This window comes from Streptomyces sp. NPDC111628, assembly GCF_055635195.1.
Genome location: NZ_JBVKBZ010000001.1, coordinates 1,375,767 through 1,395,891 on the forward strand (window position 1 = coordinate 1,375,767; position 20,125 = coordinate 1,395,891).

12 protein-coding genes are annotated in these 20,125 nt (G+C 71.4%); 5 read left to right on the top strand and 7 right to left on the bottom strand.

The genetic code is table 11. The features are described from left to right. Positions 1-104 precede the first annotated feature (104 nt). The 4 genes from ACZ7MF_RS06705 (at position 105) to ACZ7MF_RS06720 (ending at position 4,798) form a co-directional block, all read left to right on the top strand. The gene (locus tag ACZ7MF_RS06705) at positions 105-1,508 is read left to right on the top strand and encodes a cation:dicarboxylate symporter family transporter (protein ID WP_471474890.1); all 1,404 of its coding nucleotides are present in this window, start codon (positions 105-107) and stop codon (positions 1,506-1,508) included. Between the two features lie 162 nt (positions 1,509-1,670). Then, positions 1,671-2,069: a MerR family transcriptional regulator gene (locus ACZ7MF_RS06710; protein WP_003973561.1), complete on the top strand. Its 399-nt coding sequence runs from the start codon at positions 1,671-1,673 to the stop codon at positions 2,067-2,069. A gap of 11 nt (positions 2,070-2,080) precedes the next feature. Further along, positions 2,081-2,395, top strand: coding sequence for a thioredoxin (locus ACZ7MF_RS06715; protein WP_109033491.1), 315 nt, complete (start codon positions 2,081-2,083; stop codon positions 2,393-2,395). 135 nt (positions 2,396-2,530) lie between these two features. After that, a complete protein-coding gene (locus ACZ7MF_RS06720; RefSeq protein ID WP_471474892.1) occupies positions 2,531-4,798 on the top strand; it encodes a HelD family protein in 2,268 nt (755 codons plus the stop codon). Positions 4,799-4,814: 16 nt separating this feature from the next. Here the strand turns inward: ACZ7MF_RS06720 and glgB are convergent, their stop codons facing one another. The 4 genes from glgB to ACZ7MF_RS06740 are packed head-to-tail and all read right to left on the bottom strand — an operon-like array spanning position 4,815 to position 12,397. Beyond that, on the bottom strand, positions 4,815-7,199 hold the full coding sequence (glgB, locus tag ACZ7MF_RS06725) for a 1,4-alpha-glucan branching enzyme (RefSeq protein WP_471474893.1): 2,385 nt from the start codon (positions 7,197-7,199) through the stop codon (positions 4,815-4,817). Positions 7,200-7,239: 40 nt separating this feature from the next. Next, the gene (locus tag ACZ7MF_RS06730; RefSeq protein ID WP_471474895.1) at positions 7,240-8,634 is read right to left on the bottom strand and encodes a maltokinase N-terminal cap-like domain-containing protein; all 1,395 of its coding nucleotides are present in this window, start codon (positions 8,632-8,634) and stop codon (positions 7,240-7,242) included. A 20-nt stretch (positions 8,635-8,654) separates the two neighbouring features. After that, on the bottom strand, positions 8,655-10,373 hold the full coding sequence (treS, locus tag ACZ7MF_RS06735) for a maltose alpha-D-glucosyltransferase (protein WP_471474897.1): 1,719 nt from the start codon (positions 10,371-10,373) through the stop codon (positions 8,655-8,657). After that, entirely contained in the window at positions 10,370-12,397 is a 2,028-nt protein-coding gene (locus ACZ7MF_RS06740; protein ID WP_471474898.1) for an alpha-1,4-glucan--maltose-1-phosphate maltosyltransferase, read from the bottom strand. The genes treS and ACZ7MF_RS06740 overlap by 4 nt, the downstream gene beginning before the upstream one ends. 370 nt (positions 12,398-12,767) lie before the next feature. On the opposite strand from ACZ7MF_RS06740, the gene ACZ7MF_RS06745 reads away from it, so the two are divergent. Further along, positions 12,768-15,386, top strand: a complete 2,619-nt coding sequence (locus ACZ7MF_RS06745; RefSeq protein ID WP_471474900.1) for a glycosyltransferase family 1 protein — start codon at positions 12,768-12,770, stop codon at positions 15,384-15,386. Positions 15,387-15,451: 65 nt separating this feature from the next. Here the strand turns inward: ACZ7MF_RS06745 and ACZ7MF_RS06750 are convergent, their stop codons facing one another. The 3 genes from ACZ7MF_RS06750 to ACZ7MF_RS06760 form a co-directional block, all read right to left on the bottom strand. Continuing rightward, a complete protein-coding gene (locus ACZ7MF_RS06750; RefSeq protein ID WP_356864550.1) occupies positions 15,452-15,961 on the bottom strand; it encodes a DUF1990 family protein in 510 nt (169 codons plus the stop codon). An 80-nt stretch (positions 15,962-16,041) separates the two neighbouring features. Continuing rightward, on the bottom strand, positions 16,042-17,691 hold the full coding sequence (locus tag ACZ7MF_RS06755; protein ID WP_471474901.1) for a M4 family metallopeptidase: 1,650 nt from the start codon (positions 17,689-17,691) through the stop codon (positions 16,042-16,044). Between the two features lie 325 nt (positions 17,692-18,016). Then, complete coding sequence (locus ACZ7MF_RS06760; protein WP_471474903.1) at positions 18,017-20,071, bottom strand: M4 family metallopeptidase; 2,055 nt, start codon at positions 20,069-20,071, stop codon at positions 18,017-18,019. Between the last annotated feature and the right edge of the window lie 54 nt (positions 20,072-20,125).

Below are 20,125 nucleotides of genomic sequence, written 5' to 3' on the forward strand. Positions count from 1 at the left end.
GACCGCGCTCACATGCCGGGAGATAGTCACCGCATCCCCGATACAAACCCCGGACGTGAGCCGCACGCCGGTGAGTACCGACGACGTCGTCAAGGAGGGCAGCCGTGACCAGCAACGCCGCTACCGCACCGGCCGCACCCAAAGCCAAGCGGGACCGCACGCATTATCTCTACATCGCCGTGATCATCGCGGTCGCCCTCGGTATCGCCGTCGGTCTGATCGCCCCGGACTTCGCCACCGAGCTGAAGCCGCTGGGCACCGGCTTCGTGAACCTGATCAAGATGATGATCTCGCCGATCATCTTCTGCACGATCGTGCTGGGCATCGGCTCGGTCCGCAAGGCCGCCAAGGTCGGCGCGGTCGGCGGTATCGCCCTGGGCTACTTCCTGGTCATGTCGCTGGTGGCGCTCGCCATCGGTCTGATCGTCGGCAACATCCTGGACCCGGGCACGGGCCTCGCGGTCACCGACGCCGTGAAGGAGACGGGCCAGGCGCAGGTCGACGCGGAGGCCAAGGGCACCGTCGACTTCCTGATGGGCATCATCCCGACGACGATCGTCTCCGCCTTCACCGCGGGCGAGGTGCTCCAGACCCTGCTGATCGCCCTGCTCTGCGGCTTCGCCCTGCAGGCCATGGGCAACGCCGGGCAGCCCGTCCTGCGCGGCATCGAGCACATCCAGCGGCTGGTCTTCCGCGTCCTGGCCATGATCATGTGGGCGGCCCCGGTCGGTGCCTTCGGTGCCATCGCCGCCGTCACCGGATCGGCCGGCGTCGACGCCCTGAAGAGCCTGGCCGTGCTGATGCTCGGCTTCTACGCGACCTGCGTCATCTTCCTCTTCGTGGTGCTCGGCACGGTGCTGCGCGTCGTCACCGGGATCAACGTCTTCTCGCTCTTCAAGTACCTGGGCCGCGAGTTCCTGCTGATCCTTTCCACCTCCTCCTCCGAGTCGGCGCTGCCGCGCCTCATCGCGAAGATGGAGCACCTGGGCGTCAGCAAGCCGGTGGTCGGCATCACCGTCCCGACCGGCTACTCGTTCAACCTCGACGGCACCATGATCTACATGACCATGGCCTCGCTGTTCATCTCGGACGCCATGGGCACGCCGATGTCGATCGGCGAGCAGATCCCGCTGCTGCTCTTCCTGCTGGTGGCCTCCAAGGGCGCCGCCGGTGTCTCCGGCGCCGGTCTCGCCACGCTGGCCGGCGGCCTCCAGTCGCACAAGCCCGCCCTGGTGGACGGCATCGGCCTGATCGTCGGTATCGACCGCTTCATGAGCGAGGCCCGCGCCCTGACCAACTTCGGCGGCAACGCCGTCGCCACCGTCCTCATCGGCACCTGGACCAAGGAGATCGACAAGGACCGGGTGAACGAGGTGCTGGCCGGCCGGATCCCGTTCGACGAGAAGACCCTCCTGGACGACGGCCACGGCGCCGCCGCCGACGACGGCGGCGACAGCGCGCCGGACCTGCCCGAGCAGGGCGGCGAGAAGGAGCTGGCGAAGGCCTGACGGCCGTACGACGCCCACCCGCTCCGGGTGGCGGCCGCACACCCCGGGCGGCTGAGGTGCTCCCCCCGTTGCTCAGCCGCCCGGCCCCCCGAAGAAGCCCCGCGCACCCCCCGCGCGGGGCTTCTTGCCTTGACGTCCGCGTCAAGGCTTACGTTCGTTCCCATGCGAATCGGCGAGCTGGCCGCACGGGCCGGGACCACCACGCGGACGCTGCGGTACTACGAGTCGCGGGGCCTGCTGCCCGCGCGGCGGGGCGGCAACGGCTACCGGACCTACGACGAGGACGACCTGAAGCTGCTGCGGCAGATCAGGACCCTCCAGGACTTCGGGTTCGACCTGGAGGAGACCCGCCCCTTCGTGGAGTGCCTGCGCGCCGGGCACCCCGAGGGCGACTCCTGCCCGGCGTCCCTGGTGGTCTACCGGCGCAAGCTGGCCGAGCTGGACACGCTGATCGAGCAGCTCACGTCGGTGCGCGCGCAGGTCGCCGCGCAGCTGACGCGGGCCGAGGCGGCGGCTCCGGGGGGTCCGGAGCCCAAGTGCGAACTGGGAGGACACGGATGAAGACCAGCGGGGTGCCCGAGGTGACGGACGCGGACTTCGCGGCGGAGGTGATCGGCTCCGAGCTGCCCGTGCTGGTGGAGTTCACCGCCGACTGGTGCCCGCCGTGCCGGCAGATGGCGCCGGTGCTCAGCGCCCTCGCCGAGGAGGAGGGTGACCGGCTCCGCGTGGTGCAGCTGAACGTCGACCAGAACCCGGCGACCACCAACGCGTACAAGGTGCTGTCGATGCCGACGTTCATGGTGTTCCGCGGCGGTGAGCCGGTGAAGTCGATGGTCGGCTCCCGGCCCAAGCGGCGGCTGCTGGAGGAGCTGGCCGACGTGGTCTGACCGGCCCGGCACACGGACTGGCCGACGCAGAAAAAATCCCCCGGGCAATTGCGCTCGGGGGATTTCTCTGCGTATATTCGTTGATTCGTGACTTCAGAAAAATGAGGTCGCGAAGAAGTTCAGTAGGCACAGTATATGCGGCCGGGAGTGGAATTGTCAAACACCGAATTTCCGGACGATGAATTGCTGCACGAGCAGGAATTCATCGACGGACTCTACGCGCGCGTGGACGCGCTGCGCGGCGACACCGAGGACTCCGTGACCGACGCGCTCGCGCAGGGCAACACCCCGCAGCAGGCCCGCCTGGAGCGGGACATCCTGGTCGCCGAGCGCTCGGGACTGCTCGCCGCGCTCAACGCGGTGGACGGCTCCCTCTGCTTCGGCCGGATCGACCTCACCTCCGGGCAGGGCCACCACATCGGCCGCATCGGCCTGCGCGCCGACGACGCCGAACGCACCCCCGTCCTCATCGACTGGCGGGCCGGTGTCGCCCGCCCGTTCTACCTGGCCACCGGCCACACCCCGATGGGGCTGCGCCGCCGCCGGCACATCACCAGCGAGGGCCGCACGGTCACCGCCCTGCACGACGAGATCCTCGACCTCGGCGACGAGACCCGCACCGGCCACGAGGACCCCTCCGGCGACGCCGTGCTGCTCGCCGCGCTGAACTCGGCGCGGACCGGCCGCATGGGCGACATCGTGCAGACCATCCAGGCCGACCAGGACCGCATCATCCGCGCCCCGCACCGCGGCGTCCTGGTCGTCGAGGGCGGGCCCGGCACCGGCAAGACCGCCGTCGCCCTGCACCGCGCCGCCTACCTCCTCTACGAGCACCGCGAACTGCTCGCCAAGCGCGCCGTCCTCATCGTCGGCCCCAACCCGGCCTTCCTCGGCTACATCGGCGAGGTGCTGCCCTCGCTGGGCGAGACCGGCGTGCTCCTCGCCACCGTCGGCGAGCTGTTCCCCGGCGTGAAGGCCACGGCGACGGACACCCCCGAGGCGGCGGCCGTGAAGGGCCGGGCCGAGATGGCCGCCGTGCTCGCCGAGGCGGTCCGCGACCGGCAGGCGCTGCCCGACCCGGTCATCGCGATCGAGCACGACCGCGAGATCCTCATGCTGGACGACGACCTGGTGAACGTCGCCCGCGAGCGCACCCGCGCCGCGAAGCTCCCGCACAACGCGGCCCGCGAGCACTTCGAGGGCCACATCCTCAACACCCTCACCGACATGGTCGCCGAGCGCATCGGCACCGACCCCTACGACGGCAGCAACCTCCTCGACCCCAGCGACATCACCCAGATCCGCGACGAACTCGCCGAGAACCCCGAGGTCTGGGCCGCAGTCGACCAGCTGTGGCCCCGGCTCACCCCGCAGCGTCTGGTCGCCGACCTCCTCGCCGCACCCGAGGCCTTCCTGCCCGCCGAGGACGCCGCCGCCGTCCGCCGCCCGGTCACCCGTCGCTGGACCGTCGCCGACGTGCCCCTGCTGGACGAGGCGGCCGAACTGCTCGGCGTGGACGACCGGATCGCCCGCTCCCGCGCCGAGCGCGAGCGGGAGGAGCAGATCGCCTACGCGCAGGGCGTGCTCGACGTGTCGTACGCGTCCCGGACCTACGAGTTCGAGGACAAGGACGAGGAGGACGCCGAGGTCCTGTCCGCGCACGACATCATCGACGCCGAGCGGTTCGCCGAGCGCCAGGAGGAGGACGACCACCGCAGCGCCGCCGAACGCGCCGCGGCCGACCGCACCTGGGCCTTCGGGCACATCATCGTGGACGAGGCGCAGGAGCTGTCCCCGATGGCCTGGCGGCTGCTGATGCGGCGCTGCCCCACCCGCTCGATGACCCTGGTCGGCGACCCGGCGCAGACCGCCGAGGCGGCCGGTGTCGGCTCCTGGTCGAAGATCCTCGACCCCTACGTCGAGGACCGCTGGGAGCACACCCGCCTCGGCGTCAACTACCGCACCCCGGCCGAGATCATGGACCTGGCGGCGGCCGTCGTCCGGGCCGGTGACCCGGAGTTCACGCCGCCGAGTTCGGTGCGCTCGACCGGCGTACGCCCCTGGGTCCGCGCGACCGGCGACCTCCCGGCCGCCGTGGCCGAGGCGGTCCGGGAGCTGACCCCCGAGGAGGGCCGCCTCGCCGTCATCGCCCCGCGCGAACTGCACCGGGTCCTCGCGGCCCGCCTGGACGGCGTGACGGCGGACGCCGAGCCCGACCTCACCCACCGCGTCGTCCTGCTCGACCCGCGCCAGTCCAAGGGCCTGGAGTTCGACTCCGTCCTGGTCGTCGAGCCCGGCCGCTACGGCACCAGCGACCTCTACGTCGCCCTCACCCGCGCCACCCAGCACCTCGGCGTCCTGCACAGCGAGCCGCTGCCGAAGGGACTGGTGGACGCGGACTGACCGGCGGGCCGCCCGGTCAGGCCGGACGCAGCCACACCGTCGCCAGGGGCGGCAGGGTCAGCCGGATGCTCGCCGGCCGGCCGTGCCACCCCTGCGCCTCCGGCTTGACCGGGTCCGGGTTGACCACGTCGCCGCCGCCGTACCGCGCCGCGTCGGTGTTGAGCACCTCGTGCCAGGCCGGGACCTCGTCGGGCACGCCGAGGCGGTAGCCGGAGCGGACCACCGGGGCGAAGTTCGACACCGCGAGCAGCGGGGTGCCGTCGGCGTCCAGCCGCAGGAACGCCAGGACGTCGTCCTCGGCCGCGTCGCCGACCACCCACGAGAATCCGGAGGGGTGGGTGTCGCGCCGCCACAGCGCGGGCGTCGCCCGGTAGACGGTGTTCAGGTCCCGCACCAGGTCGCGCACGCCCCGGTGGTCCGCCGACGCCCCGTACTCCGGGTCGAGCAGCCACCAGTCGGGGCCGTGCGCCTCCGACCACTCCGCGCCCTGCGCGAACTCCTGCCCCATGAACAGCAGCTGCTTGCCGGGGTGCGCCCACATGAAGCCCAGGTAGGCCCGCTCGTTGGCGCGCTGCTGCCACCAGTCGCCCGGCATCTTCGACACCAGCGACCTCTTGCCGTGCACCACCTCGTCGTGGGATATCGGCAGCACGTAGTTCTCGCTGTACGCGTACACCATCGAGAAGGTCAGCTCCCCGTGGTGGTGCTTGCGGTGCACCGGCTCGTGACTCATGTAGTCGAGCGAGTCGTGCATCCAGCCCATGTTCCACTTCAGCCCGAAGCCGAGCCCGCCGAAGCCGCTCGGCCCCTTGTGGTGCGTGGCCCGCGTGACCCCGTCCCAGGCCGTCGACTCCTCCGCCACCGTCACGACGCCGGGCACCCGCCGGTACAGCGTCGCGTTCATCTCCTGGAGGAACGCCACCGCGTCCAGGTTCTCCCGGCCGCCGTGCTCGTTCGGCGTCCACCGGCCCGGCTCGCGCGAGTAGTCCAGGTACAGCATCGAGGCCACCGCGTCCACGCGCAGCCCGTCGATGTGGAACTCCTCGCACCAGTACACGGCGTTGGCCACCAGGAAGTTGCGCACCTCCCGGCGCCCGAAGTCGAACTCCAGCGTCCCCCAGTCCGGATGCGCGGCCCGCAGCGGATCGGCGTGCTCGTACAGCGGGCGCCCGTCGAACTCGGCCAGCGCCCAGTCGTCGCGCGGGAAGTGCGCCGGCACCCAGTCCATCAGCACGCCGATCCCGGCCCGGTGCAGCCGGTCGACCAGGTACTTGAAGTCGTCGGGGTCGCCGAGCCGGGCCGTGGGCGCGTAGAAGCCGGTGACCTGGTACCCCCAGGAGCCGCCGAAGGGGTGCTCGGCGACCGGCATCAGCTCGACGTGGGTGAAGCCGAGGTCCGCGACGTAGGCGGGGAGCTGCTCGGCCAGCTGCCGGTAGGTCAGGCCCGGCCGCCAGGACGGCAGGTGGACCTCGTACACCGACATCGGCGCCTCGTGCGCGGGCGCGTCCGCGCGGTGGGCCAGCCACTCCTCGTCGCCCCACGCGTAGTCCGAGGCGTGCACGACGGAGGAGGTGGCCGGGGGCACCTCCGTACGGCGGGCCAGCGGGTCGGCGCGGAAGGTGCGCGAACCGTCGGGCCGGGTGATCTCGAACTTGTACAGCTCGCCCGCGCCGACGCCCGGCAGGAACAGCTCCCACACCCCGGTCGAACCGAGGGACCGCATCGGGTGGCCGGTGCCGTCCCAGAAGTTGAAGCCCCCGGCCACCCGGACCCCGCGCGCGTTCGGCGCCCACACCGCGAACCGGGTGCCCGCCACCCCGTCGTGCGTCGTCGGGTGCGCGCCGAGCGCCCGCCACAGCTGCTCGTGCCGCCCCTCGCCGAGCAGGTGCAGGTCCAGCTCGCCCAGGGTGGGCAGGAAGCGGTAGGGGTCCTCGGCCTCCAGTTCCGTCCCCTCGTAGGCCACGAGGAGCCGGTGGCGCGGGACGTCCTTCAGCGGCACCAGGCCGGAGAAGAAGCCGTCCCCGTCGTCGTGCAGCGCGACCCGCAGCTCCCCGGACAGCACGGTCACCGCCAGGGCGTACGGCCGGAACACCCGGAACGCGACCCCGCCGGGCACCCGGTGGGAGCCGAGCACCGCGTGCGGATCGTGGTGCGTGCCGGCGAGCAGCCGCTCCCGGTCGGCGGCGGCCGGGGCGGGAGAGACGGCGGCCTCGGCCCCGGGGGAGGCGGTGGCCTCCCGGGGCGCGGCCCGTTTCGTCGCGGTCTTCTTCGTGGCCGCCTTCTTCGTGGCCGCCTTCTTCGGAACGGCCTTCTTCGCGGTCTTGGCCGTCTTCTTCCCGGCTGTCTTCTTCCCTGTCGTCTTCTTCGGGTCGGGACCGCTGGACGAGGGGCGGGGGGTCACGGGTGGGGCCTCCTGGGCACAGTGGGAGCGGACGCGGACGTCATGCCGGCTCGGGCACGGACAGGCGGCGCACCGCCGCCAGGGGCACCTCGAGCCAGTCGGGACGGTGCCGGGCCTCGTACAGGACCTCGTAGACCGCCTTGTCCGTCTCGTAGGCGCGCAGCAGCACCGGGTCGGTGCGCGGGTCGTGGCCGCCCGCCTCCGCGTACCCGGTGCAGTACGCCGCCCGGCAGGACTCGGCCCAGCCCGGTACACGTACGCCGGCCGAGTGCGCGGCGTAGTCGAAGGAGCGCAGCATCCCCGCGACGTCCCGCACCGCCGGCTGCGGCAGCCGACGCTCGGCCAGGGGCTTCGCCGGTTCCCCCTCGAAGTCGATCAGGGACCACTCCCCGTCGGGGGAGCGCAGACACTGGCCGAGGTGCAGGTCGCCATGGACGCGCTGCGCCGACCAGGCACGGCCCTCGGAGGCCAGGTCCGCCAACGCCGTGAACGCCGTCCGCAGCCCGGGCGCGTACGACCGGAGCAGCGGCACGGCCCGCGCCGCCTCCTCCAGCCGCTCGATCATGGCGTCGGCGAGCTGCCGCGCCTGGGCGTGGCCGAGGGTGACGGTCGGCAGCGCGCGGGCCAGCGCGGTGTGCACCTCGGCGGTGGCGCGCCCGAGCGCCCGGGACTCGGCGACGAAGTCCTCGCCCTTGGCCAGCTCGCGCAGCGCCAGCTCCCAGCCGTCGGTCGCGCCCTGCAGATAGGGCTGGAGCACGCCCAGCACCCAGGTCCGGCCGGCCAGGTCCGCCACCATCCAGCCCGCCGGTGCGGGTACCCGGGGGCAGCCCTCGCGGGCCAGGGCCAGCGGCAGTTCCAGGTCGGGGTTGACGCCGGGCACGATCCGCCGCAGCAACTTGAGGATGAACGTATCTCCGTACACGACCGACGAGTTCGACTGCTCGGCGGTCATCAGCCGCGGCACCAGCCCCGTGCGTATGCCGGCGTCCGGTGCCCGCTCGAAGCGCAGTCCGCCGATGCGGGCCCGCGTGCGCAGCGCCTCGAGGAGCACCTCGGCGGGTCGGGTGTCGTACAGGGCGTCGTAGGCGGTGCGGCCGGCCGCCGGGCCCTCGGTCACATGACCGATCAGTGCGGGCGCGAGCCGGGGCGGCAGCGCCTCGCGGGTGCCGATCAGGAGCTGGTAGCAGTCGCCCGGCTCCTGAGCTGCGCCTCCGGCCGGGGCGTGCCGCTGGTGGGCGCGGACCAGCACGTGGTGGAGGCCGAGGCGGGAGTCGGCGGGGAGCAGTTCGGTCGCGGCGACCAGCGAGAAGCCGGTGACCGGGCGGCCCTTGCCGGCGAACCAGCGTTGCCGCGGCAGCCACTCCCGCAGCAGGGGGTCGAGGGACGCGAGCAGTCCCGGCGGGCTCGTGTCGGTGCGTATGACGGCTTCCGGCATGGCGTGTCGCGTCCTTTCCCTCAGACGGGGTCCTTGCGCAGGCGGAACCAGTAGAAGCCGTGACCGCCCAGGGTCAGCAGGTACGGCAGGTCACCGACCGCCGGGAAGCGGACCCCGCCGAACAGCTCGACCGGATGGCGTCCGTCGAAGGCGCTGAGGTCGAGCTCCGTCGGCTGCGCGAACCGGGAGAAGTTGTGGACGCACAGCACCAGGTCGTCCCCTTCTTCTCCATTCGGAGGGGCCTCGCGCAGGAAGGCCAGGACCGCGGGGTTGGAGGACGGCAGCTCGGTGTAGGTGCCCAGGCCGAAGGCGGGGTTCTGCTTGCGGATCTCGATCATGCGGCGGGTCCAGTGCAGCAGGGAGGAGGGCGAGGCCATGGACGCCTCGACGTTCGTCACCTGGTAGCCGTGGACCGGGTCCATGATCGTGGGCAGGAACAGGCGGCCCGGGTCGGACGACGAGAAGCCCGCGTTGCGGTCGGGCGTCCACTGCATGGGGGTGCGCACGGCGTCGCGGTCGCCGAGCCAGATGTTGTCGCCCATGCCGATCTCGTCGCCGTAGTAGAGGATCGGCGAGCCGGGCAGGGACAGCAGCAGTGCGGTGAACAGCTCGATCTGGTCGCGGTCGTTGTCCAGCAGGGGGGCCAGCCGGCGGCGGATGCCGATGTTGGCGCGCATGCGCGGGTCCTTGGCGTACTCCGCGTACATGTAGTCGCGTTCCTCGTCGGTGACCATTTCCAGGGTCAGCTCGTCGTGGTTGCGCAGGAAGATGCCCCACTGGCAGCCGGACGGGATCGCGGGGGTCTTGGCGAGGATTTCCGAGACCGGGTAGCGGGACTCCCTTCTGACCGCCATGAAGATCCGCGGCATGACCGGGAAGTGGAACGCCATGTGGCACTCGTCGCCGCCCGCGGCGTAGTCGCCGAAGTAGTCGACCACGTCCTCCGGCCACTGGTTGGCCTCGGCCAGCACCACCGTGTCCGGATACTGCGCGTCGATCTCCTTCCGCACCCGCTTCAGGAACTCGTGCGTGCGCGGCAGGTTCTCGCAGTTGGTGCCCTCCTCCTGGTAGAGGTACGGCACCGCGTCCAGCCGGAAACCGTCGATCCCCAGGTCCAGCCAGAACTTCAGCCCGGAGATCATCTCCTCCTGCACGGCCGGGTTCTCGTAGTTGAGGTCCGGCTGGTGGGAGAAGAACCGGTGCCAGTAGTACTGCTTGCGCACCGGGTCGTAGGTCCAGTTGGACGCCTCGGTGTCGACGAAGATGATCCGCGCGTCCTGGAACTGCTTGTCGTCGTCGGCCCAGACGTAGTAGTCGCCGTACGGCCCGTCCGGGTTCCTGCGGGACTCCTGGAACCACGGGTGCTGGTCGCTGGTGTGGTTCATGACGAAGTCGATGATCACGCGCATGCCGCGCTGGTGGGCCGCGTCCACGAACTCCACGAAGTCGGCCAGGTCGCCGAACTCGGGCAGCACGGCGGTGTAGTCGGAGACGTCGTAACCGCCGTCGCGCAGCGGCGACTTGAAGAAGGGCGGGAGCCACAGGCAGTCCACGCCCAGCCATTGCAGGTAGTCCAGCTTGGCGGTCAGGCCCTTGAGATCTCCGATGCCGTCGCCGTTGCTGTCCTGGAAGGAGCGGACGAGGACCTCGTAGAAGACGGCTCGTTTGAACCAGTCCGGGTCCCGGTCCTTGGCGGGGGTGTCCTCGAAGGTGTCCGGCACGGGCTCGTTGACGATCATGTGGTGGGTGACCCTCCGATCTGCGGGTGGGACGGTCGCAGAACCGTGCAGACGTGCGCGGGCGTACGGCCCGGCTCCAGGCGCACATAGTTGGCCCTGCCCCAGTGGTAGGTCTCGCCGGTCAGCTCGTCGCGCACCGGCACCGACTCGTGCCAGTCCAGGCCGAGTTGCGGCATGTCCAACGAGACCGTCGCCTCCTGGGTGTGGCGCGGGTCGAGGTTCACGACCACCAGAACCGTGTTCGACCCCTGCCGCTTCGAGTAGGCGATCACCTCTTCCTTGTCCGTGGGGTGGAAGTGCAGATCGCGCAGTTGGCGGAGAGCCGGGTTCTCGCGCCGGATGGTGTTGAGGCGGGTGACGAGGGGGGCGATGGTGGTGCCCTCGCGGGCGGCGGTGGCCCAGTCGCGGGGGGTGAGCTGGTATTTCTCGCTGTCGAGGTATTCCTCGCTGCCTTGGCGCAGGGGGGTGTTCTCGCAGAGTTCGTAGCCGCTGTAGATGCCCCAGGTGGGGGAGAGGGTGGCGGCGAGGACGGCGCGGACCTCGAAGGCGGGGCGGCCGCCGTGCTGGAGGTAGGCGTGCAGGATGTCGGGGGTGTTGGCGAAGAGGTTGGGCCGCATGTAGGAGGCGGCGTCCCCCGACAGTTCGGTGAGGTACTCGGTGAGTTCCTGCTTGGTGTTGCGCCAGGTGAAGTAGGTGTAGGACTGCTGGAAGCCGATCTGGGCGAGGGCCGCCATCATGGCGGGGCGGGTGAAGGCCTCGGCGAGGAAGATGACGTCGGGGTCGGTGGTGTTGATGTCGGCGATGACGCGTTCCCAGAAGGCGACGGGTTTGGTGTGGGGGTTGTCGACGCGGAAGATGCGTACGCCGTGGTCCATCCAGTGGCGCAGGATCCGTACCGTTTCGGCGGTGAGTCCGTCGGGGTCGGCGTCGAAGGCGATGGGGTAGATGTCCTGGTATTTCTTGGGTGGGTTCTCGGCGTGGGCGATGGTGCCGTCGGGGCGGTGGTGGAACCACTCGGGGTGTTTGTGGACCCAGGGGTGGTCGGGGGAGCACTGGAGGGCGAAGTCGAGGGCGACTTCGAGGCCGAGTGCGGTGGCCCGGGTGACGAAGTGGTCGAAGTCGTCGAGGGTGCCGAGGGCGGGGTGGACGGTGTCGTGGCCGCCTTCGGGGGAGCCGATGGCCCAGGGGACGCCGACGTCGTCACCGGTGGCGCTCAGGGTGTTGTTGCGGCCTTTGCGGTGGGTGGTGCCGATGGGGTGGATCGGGGGGAGGTAGACGACGTCGAAGCCCATGGCGGCGATGGCGGGCAGGCGTCGGGCGGCGGTGCGGAAGGTGCCGTGCGGGGTGTCGGGGGTGCCCTCGGAGCGGGGGAAGAACTCGTACCAGGCGCCGTAGAGGGCGCGTTCGCGTTCGACGAGCAGGGGGAGCGGGTCGGAGGAGGTGACCAGGTCCCGCAGGGGATGGTGGGCCAGGACCGCGTCCACCTGGGGCGTCAACGCCGCCGCCAGCCTGGACGCGGCCGGCCTGCTCTCGTCCCGCAGCGCCTCGACGGCGGCCAGCAGTTCACGCCGGTCCCCGTGTCCGGGCACCTCGGCGGCGGCCCGCTCGTACAGCCGGGCACCCTCCTCCAGGACCAGGTCCGTGTCCATGCCCGCCGGGATCTTGATCCGGGCGTGGTGCCGCCAGGTGGTGACCGGATCGCCCCACGCCTCCACGGTGTACGACCACATCCCGGTCTCGCCCGCGGTGACCGTGGCGCCCCAGCGGTCGGTGCCCGGGGCCAGCTCCCGCATCGGTGTCCAGGGGCCCGGCCGGCCCCGCGGATCTCTCAGGACGACGTTGGCCCCCACCGCGTCGTGCCCCTCACGGAACACGGTGGCGGAGACCTCGAACGACTCACCGGTGACGGCCTTGGCCGGCCTGCGCCCCCGCTGGACGACCGGACGGACGTCCAGGACGGGGATGCGCCCGACGACCGTGGCGCGCTCCGCGGCGGTGGCTGACGAGTGGTGCGTGGCGGGCATGACCGCTCCTGTCCGCGTCAACTGGGTGGGCGGATGACTACTGGGGAGGTGGGTCCTGCGAGGTGCGTGCGGGGCGTACCGCAGGAGCCTTCCCACACTCTTCCGGTGGGCAATCCGGCACTTTGTTAACTACTCGCGCGTATGTCGACATCCCGACACACAGCGCGATCTGACCGTCGCTTTCCCGGATGCCGCTCCCGCAATCAGCGTTCGTCGCGACATGTGCAGCTTTCCTTGCGGGCCGAAGCGCCACAAGAAGGCCGACGGGGAAAGATCCGGCCATATCGACACGCCGTGCGCGTCAGTTCCTGTCCGGCGCATCAGGGCGAAGGCCCCAACAAGGGACACATCGCGCGGTAACGTCGTGAGGGTGAAGGCGATCCGTCGACTGACCGTCCGTCCCGTTCTCCCCGACCCCCTCCGGCCGCTCAGTGATCTGGCCCGCAATCTGCGCTGGTCCTGGCACCCGGAGACCCGCGACCTCTTCCAGTCCGTCGACCCCGAGTGCTGGACCGCGTCCGGCCGCGATCCGGTACGGCTGCTCGGCACCGTCCGGCCCGCGCGTCTCGCGGAGCTGGCCGAGGACCGGCGCTTCCTGCGCCGGCTCACCGCGGTGGCCGACGACCTCGACCACTACATGACCGGCGACCGCTGGTATCAGGCCCAGTCCGGCCGACTCCCCGCCGCCGTGGCCTACTTCTCGCCCGAGTTCGGCATCACCGCCGCCCTGCCCCAGTACTCCGGCGGCCTCGGCATCCTGGCCGGCGACCACCTCAAGGCGGCCAGCGACCTGGGGGTGCCGCTCGTCGGCGTGGGCCTGCTGTACCGGCACGGCTACTTCCGCCAGTCCCTCTCCCGGGACGGCTGGCAGCAGGAGCACTATCCCGTCCTCGACCCCCACGAGCTGCCCCTCGCGCCCCTGAAGGAGCGCGACGGCACCCCCGCGCACGTCGCCCTCGCGCTGCCCGGCGGCCGGGAGCTGCGGGCCCGCGTCTGGCTGGCCCAGGTCGGCCGGGTGCCGCTGCTGCTGCTCGACTCCGACGTCGAGGAGAACGACCCCGGTGAACGCGGCGTCACCGACCGGCTCTACGGCGGCGGCAGCGAGCACCGGCTCCTCCAGGAGATGCTGCTGGGCATAGGAGGTGTCCGGGCGGTACGGACGTACTGCCGGCTCACCGGGCACGCCGCACCGGAGGTGTTCCACACCAACGAGGGCCACGCCGGCTTCCTCGGCCTGGAACGCATCGCCGAACTGTCCGACGAGGGTCTGGAGTTCGGCCCGGCCCTGGAGGCGGTGCGGTCCGGCACCGTCTTCACCACGCACACCCCGGTCCCGGCCGGCATCGACCGCTTCGACCGCGAGCTGGTCGCCCGCCACTTCGGCCCCGACGCCGAACTCCCGCGCATCGACGTCGAACGCGTCCTCAGGCTCGGCATGGAGACCTACCCGGGCGGCGAGCCGAACCTGTTCAACATGGCCGTGATGGGCCTCAGGCTCGCCCAGCGCGCCAACGGCGTCTCCGTGCTGCACGGCGGGGTCAGCCGCGGGATGTTCGCCGGACTGTGGCCCGGCTTCGACGCCGACGAGGTGCCGATCACCTCCGTCACCAACGGCGTGCACGCCCCGACCTGGGTGGCCCCGGAGGTGTTCCGGCTCGGCGCCCGGCAGATCGGCGTGCAGCGGGCCGAGGACGCGCTGGCCGTGGGTGGTTCGGACCGCTGGGACTCGGTCGCCGACATCCCCGACCAGGACATCTGGGAGCTGCGCCGCACCCTGCGCGCCCAGCTCGTGGAGGAGGTGCGCGAGCGGCTGCGTGCCTCCTGGCGGCAGCGCGGCGCCGGGACGGCCGAACTGGGCTGGATCGACGACGCCCTCGACCCGGACGTGCTCACCATCGGCTTCGCGCGGCGCGTCCCGTCGTACAAGCGGCTCACGCTGATGCTGCGCGACCGGGACCGGCTCACCGAGCTGCTGCTCCATCCCGAGCGGCCGGTCCAGATCGTCGTCGCGGGCAAGGCGCACCCGGCGGACGACGGCGGCAAGCGACTGGTGCAGGAGCTGGTGCGGTTCGCGGACGACGCACGGGTGCGGCACCGCATCGTGTTCCTGCCGGACTACGGCATGGCGATGGCGCAGAAGCTCTACCCCGGCTGCGACATCTGGCTGAACAACCCGCTGCGTCCGCTGGAGGCCTGCGGCACCTCCGGCATGAAGGCGGCGCTCAACGGCTGCCTCAACCTGTCGGTCCTCGACGGCTGGTGGGACGAGTGGTACCAGCCCGACTTCGGCTGGGCGATCCCCACCGCCGACGGCGTCGGCACCGACCCCGACCGGCGCGACGCCATAGAGGCCAACGCCCTCTACGACCTGCTGGAGCAGCGGATCACCCCGCGCTTCTACGAGCGGGGCGCGAGCGGGCTGCCCGACCGGTGGCTGGAGATGGTGCGCCGCACCCTCAGCCTGCTCGGCCCGAAGGTGCTGGCCGGCCGCATGGTCCGCGAGTACGTCGAGCGGCTCTACACCCCCGCCGCCGAGGCGCACCGCGCGATGGACCCGGACTCCGCGCGCGGGCTCGCCGAGTGGAAGGCGCGGGTGCGGGCGGCCTGGCCCGGGGTGAGCGTCGACCACGTGGAGACCTCCGCCGCCACCGCCAGCGCCGAACTCGGCACCACGCTCGCGCTGCGGGTGCGGGTGAAGCTCGGCGACCTCGCGCCGGAGGACGTGGAGGTGCAGGCGGTCTCCGGCCGGGTGGACTCCGAGGACCGGATCACCGACGCGGCGAGGACACCGCTGAAACCGGTGGGCGGACCCGACCTGGAGGGCCGCTGGGCCTACGAGGGCCCGCTCGCCCTGGACCGCACCGGCCCCTTCGGCTACACGGTCCGCGTCCTGCCCGCGCACCGGCTGCTCGCGTCCGGCGTGGAGGCCGGTCTGGTCGCGGTGCCCTCGGGCGAGCTGGTGGAGGCGGCGGGGCTGCTGATGCGGTGACCCCGGAGCAGCCGGGCGCGGTGAGAGGCGATGCGCAGAGGCGGGCGGTGGCGACGAGGCGGGGCTCAGTCCTCCTCGTCACCGCCGCTCAGCCGCCTGAGGACGGTGCCGCACCGGCGGGCGTAGGCGTGCTGGAAGGCGCGGGCCGCCGGTCCGCCGGCCTTGGCGTACCACTTGGCCGGGCGGCTGAAGGCGTGCACGGTCAGCCAGACCGTCCCGTCACCCGTGCGGTCCACCACGAAGGCCTCCTCGCCGGACTCCGGGTGGCCGGGCAGCGTGCCGTAGGCCCAGCCGGCCCGGCGCGGCTCCTCCAGGGTCCACACCACCCGGCAGGGTGCCTTGATCATGCCGGCAAGGGTGACGGTGACGTCGACGCCGGGCGCGGCACGCTCCGCGCTCGCGTCGATGCCGACGCCCAGCTCCCGGTGCATCTCCCAGGTGAGTACGGCTTCGACCGCACGCTGGAACACCGGTTCGCCCTCCCCGAGGCGGGTGCGTACGTGCATGGGGCGGAAGCCGGGCGGGCAGGCACCCTGCTCGCGGGTGGCGCCGACGTCGTCGTACGTGAAGGACATGGGTCCCAAGGGTAGGGCGGCACCCGGGAACCGCTGGTTCCGGGTGCCGCCGGTCGCGTGGGTCGGGCCGGTGGGGGCGGTCAGTTCACGTTGATCGCGGTCCAGGCCGCGCCCACCGTCTTGTACTCCGTGCTGTCGGCGCCGTACAGGTCGGACGCCGCGCTCAGGGTGGCCGTGCGGGCGTCGGCGTAGTCGGTCGTCGACGTCATGTACTCGGTCAGCGCCTTGTACCAGATCTGCAGGGCCTTGTCGCGGCCGATGCCGGTGACGGTGGAGCCGTCGTGGGTCGGCGAGTCGTAGTCCACCCCGTCGACCGTCCGCGCCCCGCTGCCCTCCGACAGCAGGAAGAAGAAGTGGTTGGCCGGACCGGACGAGTAGTGCACGTCCACGCCGCCGAGACCGGAGTCCCAGTAGTCCTTGGACGCGCCGTCCTTGCTCGGCTCGTCCATGTAGCGCAGCGGGGTGCCGTCGCCGTTGATGTCGATCTGCTCGCCGATGAGGTAGTCGCCCTTGTCGGTGGAGCTGCCCGCGAAGTACTCCACGCCGGTGCCGAAGATGTCGCTGGTCGCCTCGTTGAGGCCGCCGGACTCGCCGCTGTACTCGAGGCCCGCGGTGTTGGAGGTGACGCCGTGGCTCATCTCGTGCCCGGCCACGTCCAGCGAGGTCAGCGGGTTGGTGTTGCCCGTGCCGTCGCCGTAGGTCATGCAGAAGCACGCGTCGGACCAGAAGGCGTTGACGTAGTTGCTGCCGTAGTGGACGCGGGAGTAGGCCGCCTTGCCGTCGTTCTTGATGCCGTTGCGGCCGAAGCTCTCCTTGTAGAAGTCCCAGGTGACCTGGGCGCCGTAGGCGGCGTCGACGGCGGCGGTCTGGTCCTGCGGGTCGCTGGAGGCGGCGCCCGTGCCCCAGGTGTCGTCGGCGTCGGTGAACAGCGTGCCGGTGCCGGAGGTCTTGCGGGCCAGGTTGTACGTCTTGTGGCCGCCGCGCCCGGTGTCGTACAGCTGGTACGACGAGCCCGACTTGGTGGTGCCGAGTTCGACCGTGCCCGAGTAGAGGCTCTTGCCGGAGCCGTTCTCGATGCCCTGGTACTCGTACAGCTTGGCGCCCGTGGCGGCGTCGGTGATGACGTGCAGCTCGTTCGGGGTGCCGTCGTCCTGGAGGCCGCCGACCACGGTCTCGTAGGCGAGGACGGGCTTGCCCTCGGCGGCCCAGATCACCTTGCGGGGTGCGGAGTCCGCCGCGGTCTTCGACGACCCGGCGTCCTTGGCGGCGGACAGCGCCTGCTGCTCGGCCTTGGCCGCCTTCACCTTCGGGGTGACGGTGGCGACCTTGACGGCGGCCTCGGTCGCCTTGGTGACGCCTCTGGTGGCGCCGGACTCCGACCGGTGCACGACGAGGTCGCCGCCGAGGACGGGCAGGCCGTCGTAGGTGCGCTCGTAGCGGGTGTGCACGGAGCCGTCGCGGTCCTTGACCACGTCCTTGACGACCAGCTTCTCCTTGGCCCCGAGACCTATCGCCCGGGCGGTACCGGCCGCGCCGGCCTGCTGCTCCTGTATGAGCGCGCTGCGGGCGGTGCCCGACAGCAGGACGGGTGCGCCCGGGAGTGCCGACGGCGCGGTGCTGTCGGCGGCGGCGTTGCCCGCGGTCAGGCCGGTGGTGAGCATCGCTCCGGCGGCGACGGCGGTGGCGAGGGCCAGGGTGGTGCGCTTGTGGCGCGCGAAGAGGGAAGACACACAAGCTCCTTCGGTGGGGGGTACCGGACGGCGTGGGGTGTCCGGCCGGTTACTGCGAAGTTGTGCTGTGGGTGACGGAAGACTGACACCGAAGGCGCGTACATGTCAGGAGGGCGCGATGATGTTGGCCGAAAATCGCCACCCGGGTGTCTGTTGCGGGAATGTGAAGGCCGTGTGACCTCGGTCAAGTGGCAACAAGGCAGGCGTAAGTGCTTGGCAAAAACCGGCAGTCGGGGGCGGACATGGAGAGGGCGCCGCTCCGGAGGATTCGAACCTCCGGAGCGGCGCCCTGTCTTGGGGGTGGTGCGTCCGCGGGCCGGTTGGCCTACGGGAAGGTGAGCCGCCAGGCGTCGATGTAGCCGGTGTCCGCCGGGCCCTGGTCCTGGACGCGCAGCTTCCAGGTGCCGTTGGCCGATTCGGAGGAGGCGTTCACCGTGTAGGTGTCGTGCACGTCCTCCGCCGGGTCGTAGCCGCTGTTCTTCAGGCGGTACGTCGACCCGTCGGGCGCGACCAGGTCGATCTGGAGGTCACCGCGCCAGCTGTGCACGATGTCCACGCCCACCTGGAGGTTGCTCGGCGCCTTGCCGGTGCGTCCGGAGACCGTGAGGGACGAGGTGACCGCGGAGCCGTAGTCGGGGATGTTCACGTTCGTGTCACTCTCGAACGTGGTGCCGTCCCCGGGGTCGCCGCCGTCGCCGGGCCGCGAGCCGACGTTGATGCCCGCCCACGCGTTCGCCACCGCGGTGTACTCGGCGCTGTCGGTGCCGTACAGCTCACCGGCCGCCGCGAGGGTGCCGGTGCGGGCGCCCGCGTAGTTGGTGGTCGAGGTGAACTTGGTGGTCAGCGCGCGGAACCAGATCTTCTCGGCCTTGGCGCGGCCTATGCCGGTCACCGGGAGGCCGTCCGCCGTGGGCGAGTTGTACGTGACACCGTTGATGGTCTTGGTGCCGCTGCCCTCGCTCAGCAGGTAGAAGAAGTGGTTGGCCGGGCCCGACGAGTAGTGCACGTCGGAGTTGCCGATGCCCGAGAACCAGTCGTCGTAGGACGCGCCGTCCTTGCTGGGCTTGTCCATGTAGCGCAGCGGGGTGCCGTCGCCGTTGATGTCGATCTCCTCGCCGATGAGGTAGTCACCGACGTCCTCGGAGTTGTTGGCGTAGAACTCGACCGACGTGCCGAAGATGTCGGACGTGGCCTCGTTCAGACCGCCGGACTCGCCGCTGTAGTTGAGTCCCGCGGTGTTGGACGTGACGCCGTGGGTCATCTCGTGCCCGGCCACGTCGATGGCGGTGAGCGGGTTGGAGTTGTTGATCCCGTCGCCGTAGGTCATGCAGAAGCAGCTGTCCGACCAGAACGCGTTGACGTAGGCGTTGCCGTAGTGGACCCGGCTGTACGCCGCCACACCGTCACCGCGGATGCCCGAGCGGCCGTGCACGTTCTTGTAGTAGTCCCAGGTCAGCGCGGCCCCGTAGTGCGCGTCGGCGCCGGCGGTCTCCGGGTCGGAGGAGCTGCCGTTGCCCCACACGTCGTCGGAGCCGGTGAACAGCGAACCGGTGCCCGAGGTCCGGCCGTTCAGGTTGTACGTCTTGTGGTTGCCGCGCGCGGTGTCGGTCAGCGTGTACGACGACCCGGACTGCGCGGTGCCCAGCGTCACGGTGCCGCTGTACGTGGTGTGGCCGGTGCCGTTCTCGATGCCCTGGTACTCGTACAGCTTGGCGCCGGTGGCGGCGTCGGTGACGACGTGCAGCTCGTTCGGGGTGCCGTCCTCCTGGAGGCCGCCCACGACCGTCTCGTACGCCAGGACCGGCGTGCCGTTCGCCGCCCAGATCACCTTGCGCGGGGCGCGGTCGGCGTCCGGCTGCTCGGCACCGGCGGCCTTCGCGGCGGACACCGCCTGGGACTCCGCCTTGGCGGCGGAGATCTTCGGCGTCACGGTGGCCGGCCTGAGCGCCTTCGCCGTGGCCTTCACGACCTGCTCGGTCTTCCCCGCGTCGGAGGCCACCACGAGGTCGCCGCCGAGGACGGGCAGACCGTCGTAGGTGCGCTCGTAGCGGGTGTGCAGGGTGCCGTCGCGGTCCTTGGCCACGTCCCGGACGACCAGCTTCTCCTTGGCGCCCAGGCCCAGCTCGTCGGCGGTCTTCGCCTTGGTGGCGTTGGCGTCCCGGATCAGCTCGGCGCGCTGCGCGGGGCTGAGCCTGACCAGCTCGTTGCCCTTCGCGGGGGTCGGCTCGGGGGCCGCGGTGGCGGTGCCGGCCTGGACCGCCGTGGCGATCAGCGCGGCGACACCGGCCAGTGCGACGGCCGCGGCGCGCCGGTGCGCGGTACGGCGCGAGGCGTGGGAGGTGGTGTGGGAGGTGCGTCTGTGGGGAGTACTGCTGCTCAACACTGACTCCTTCTGCGTGGCCACGGGTTGCGCGGCCAGGGGAGACCGGTCGGC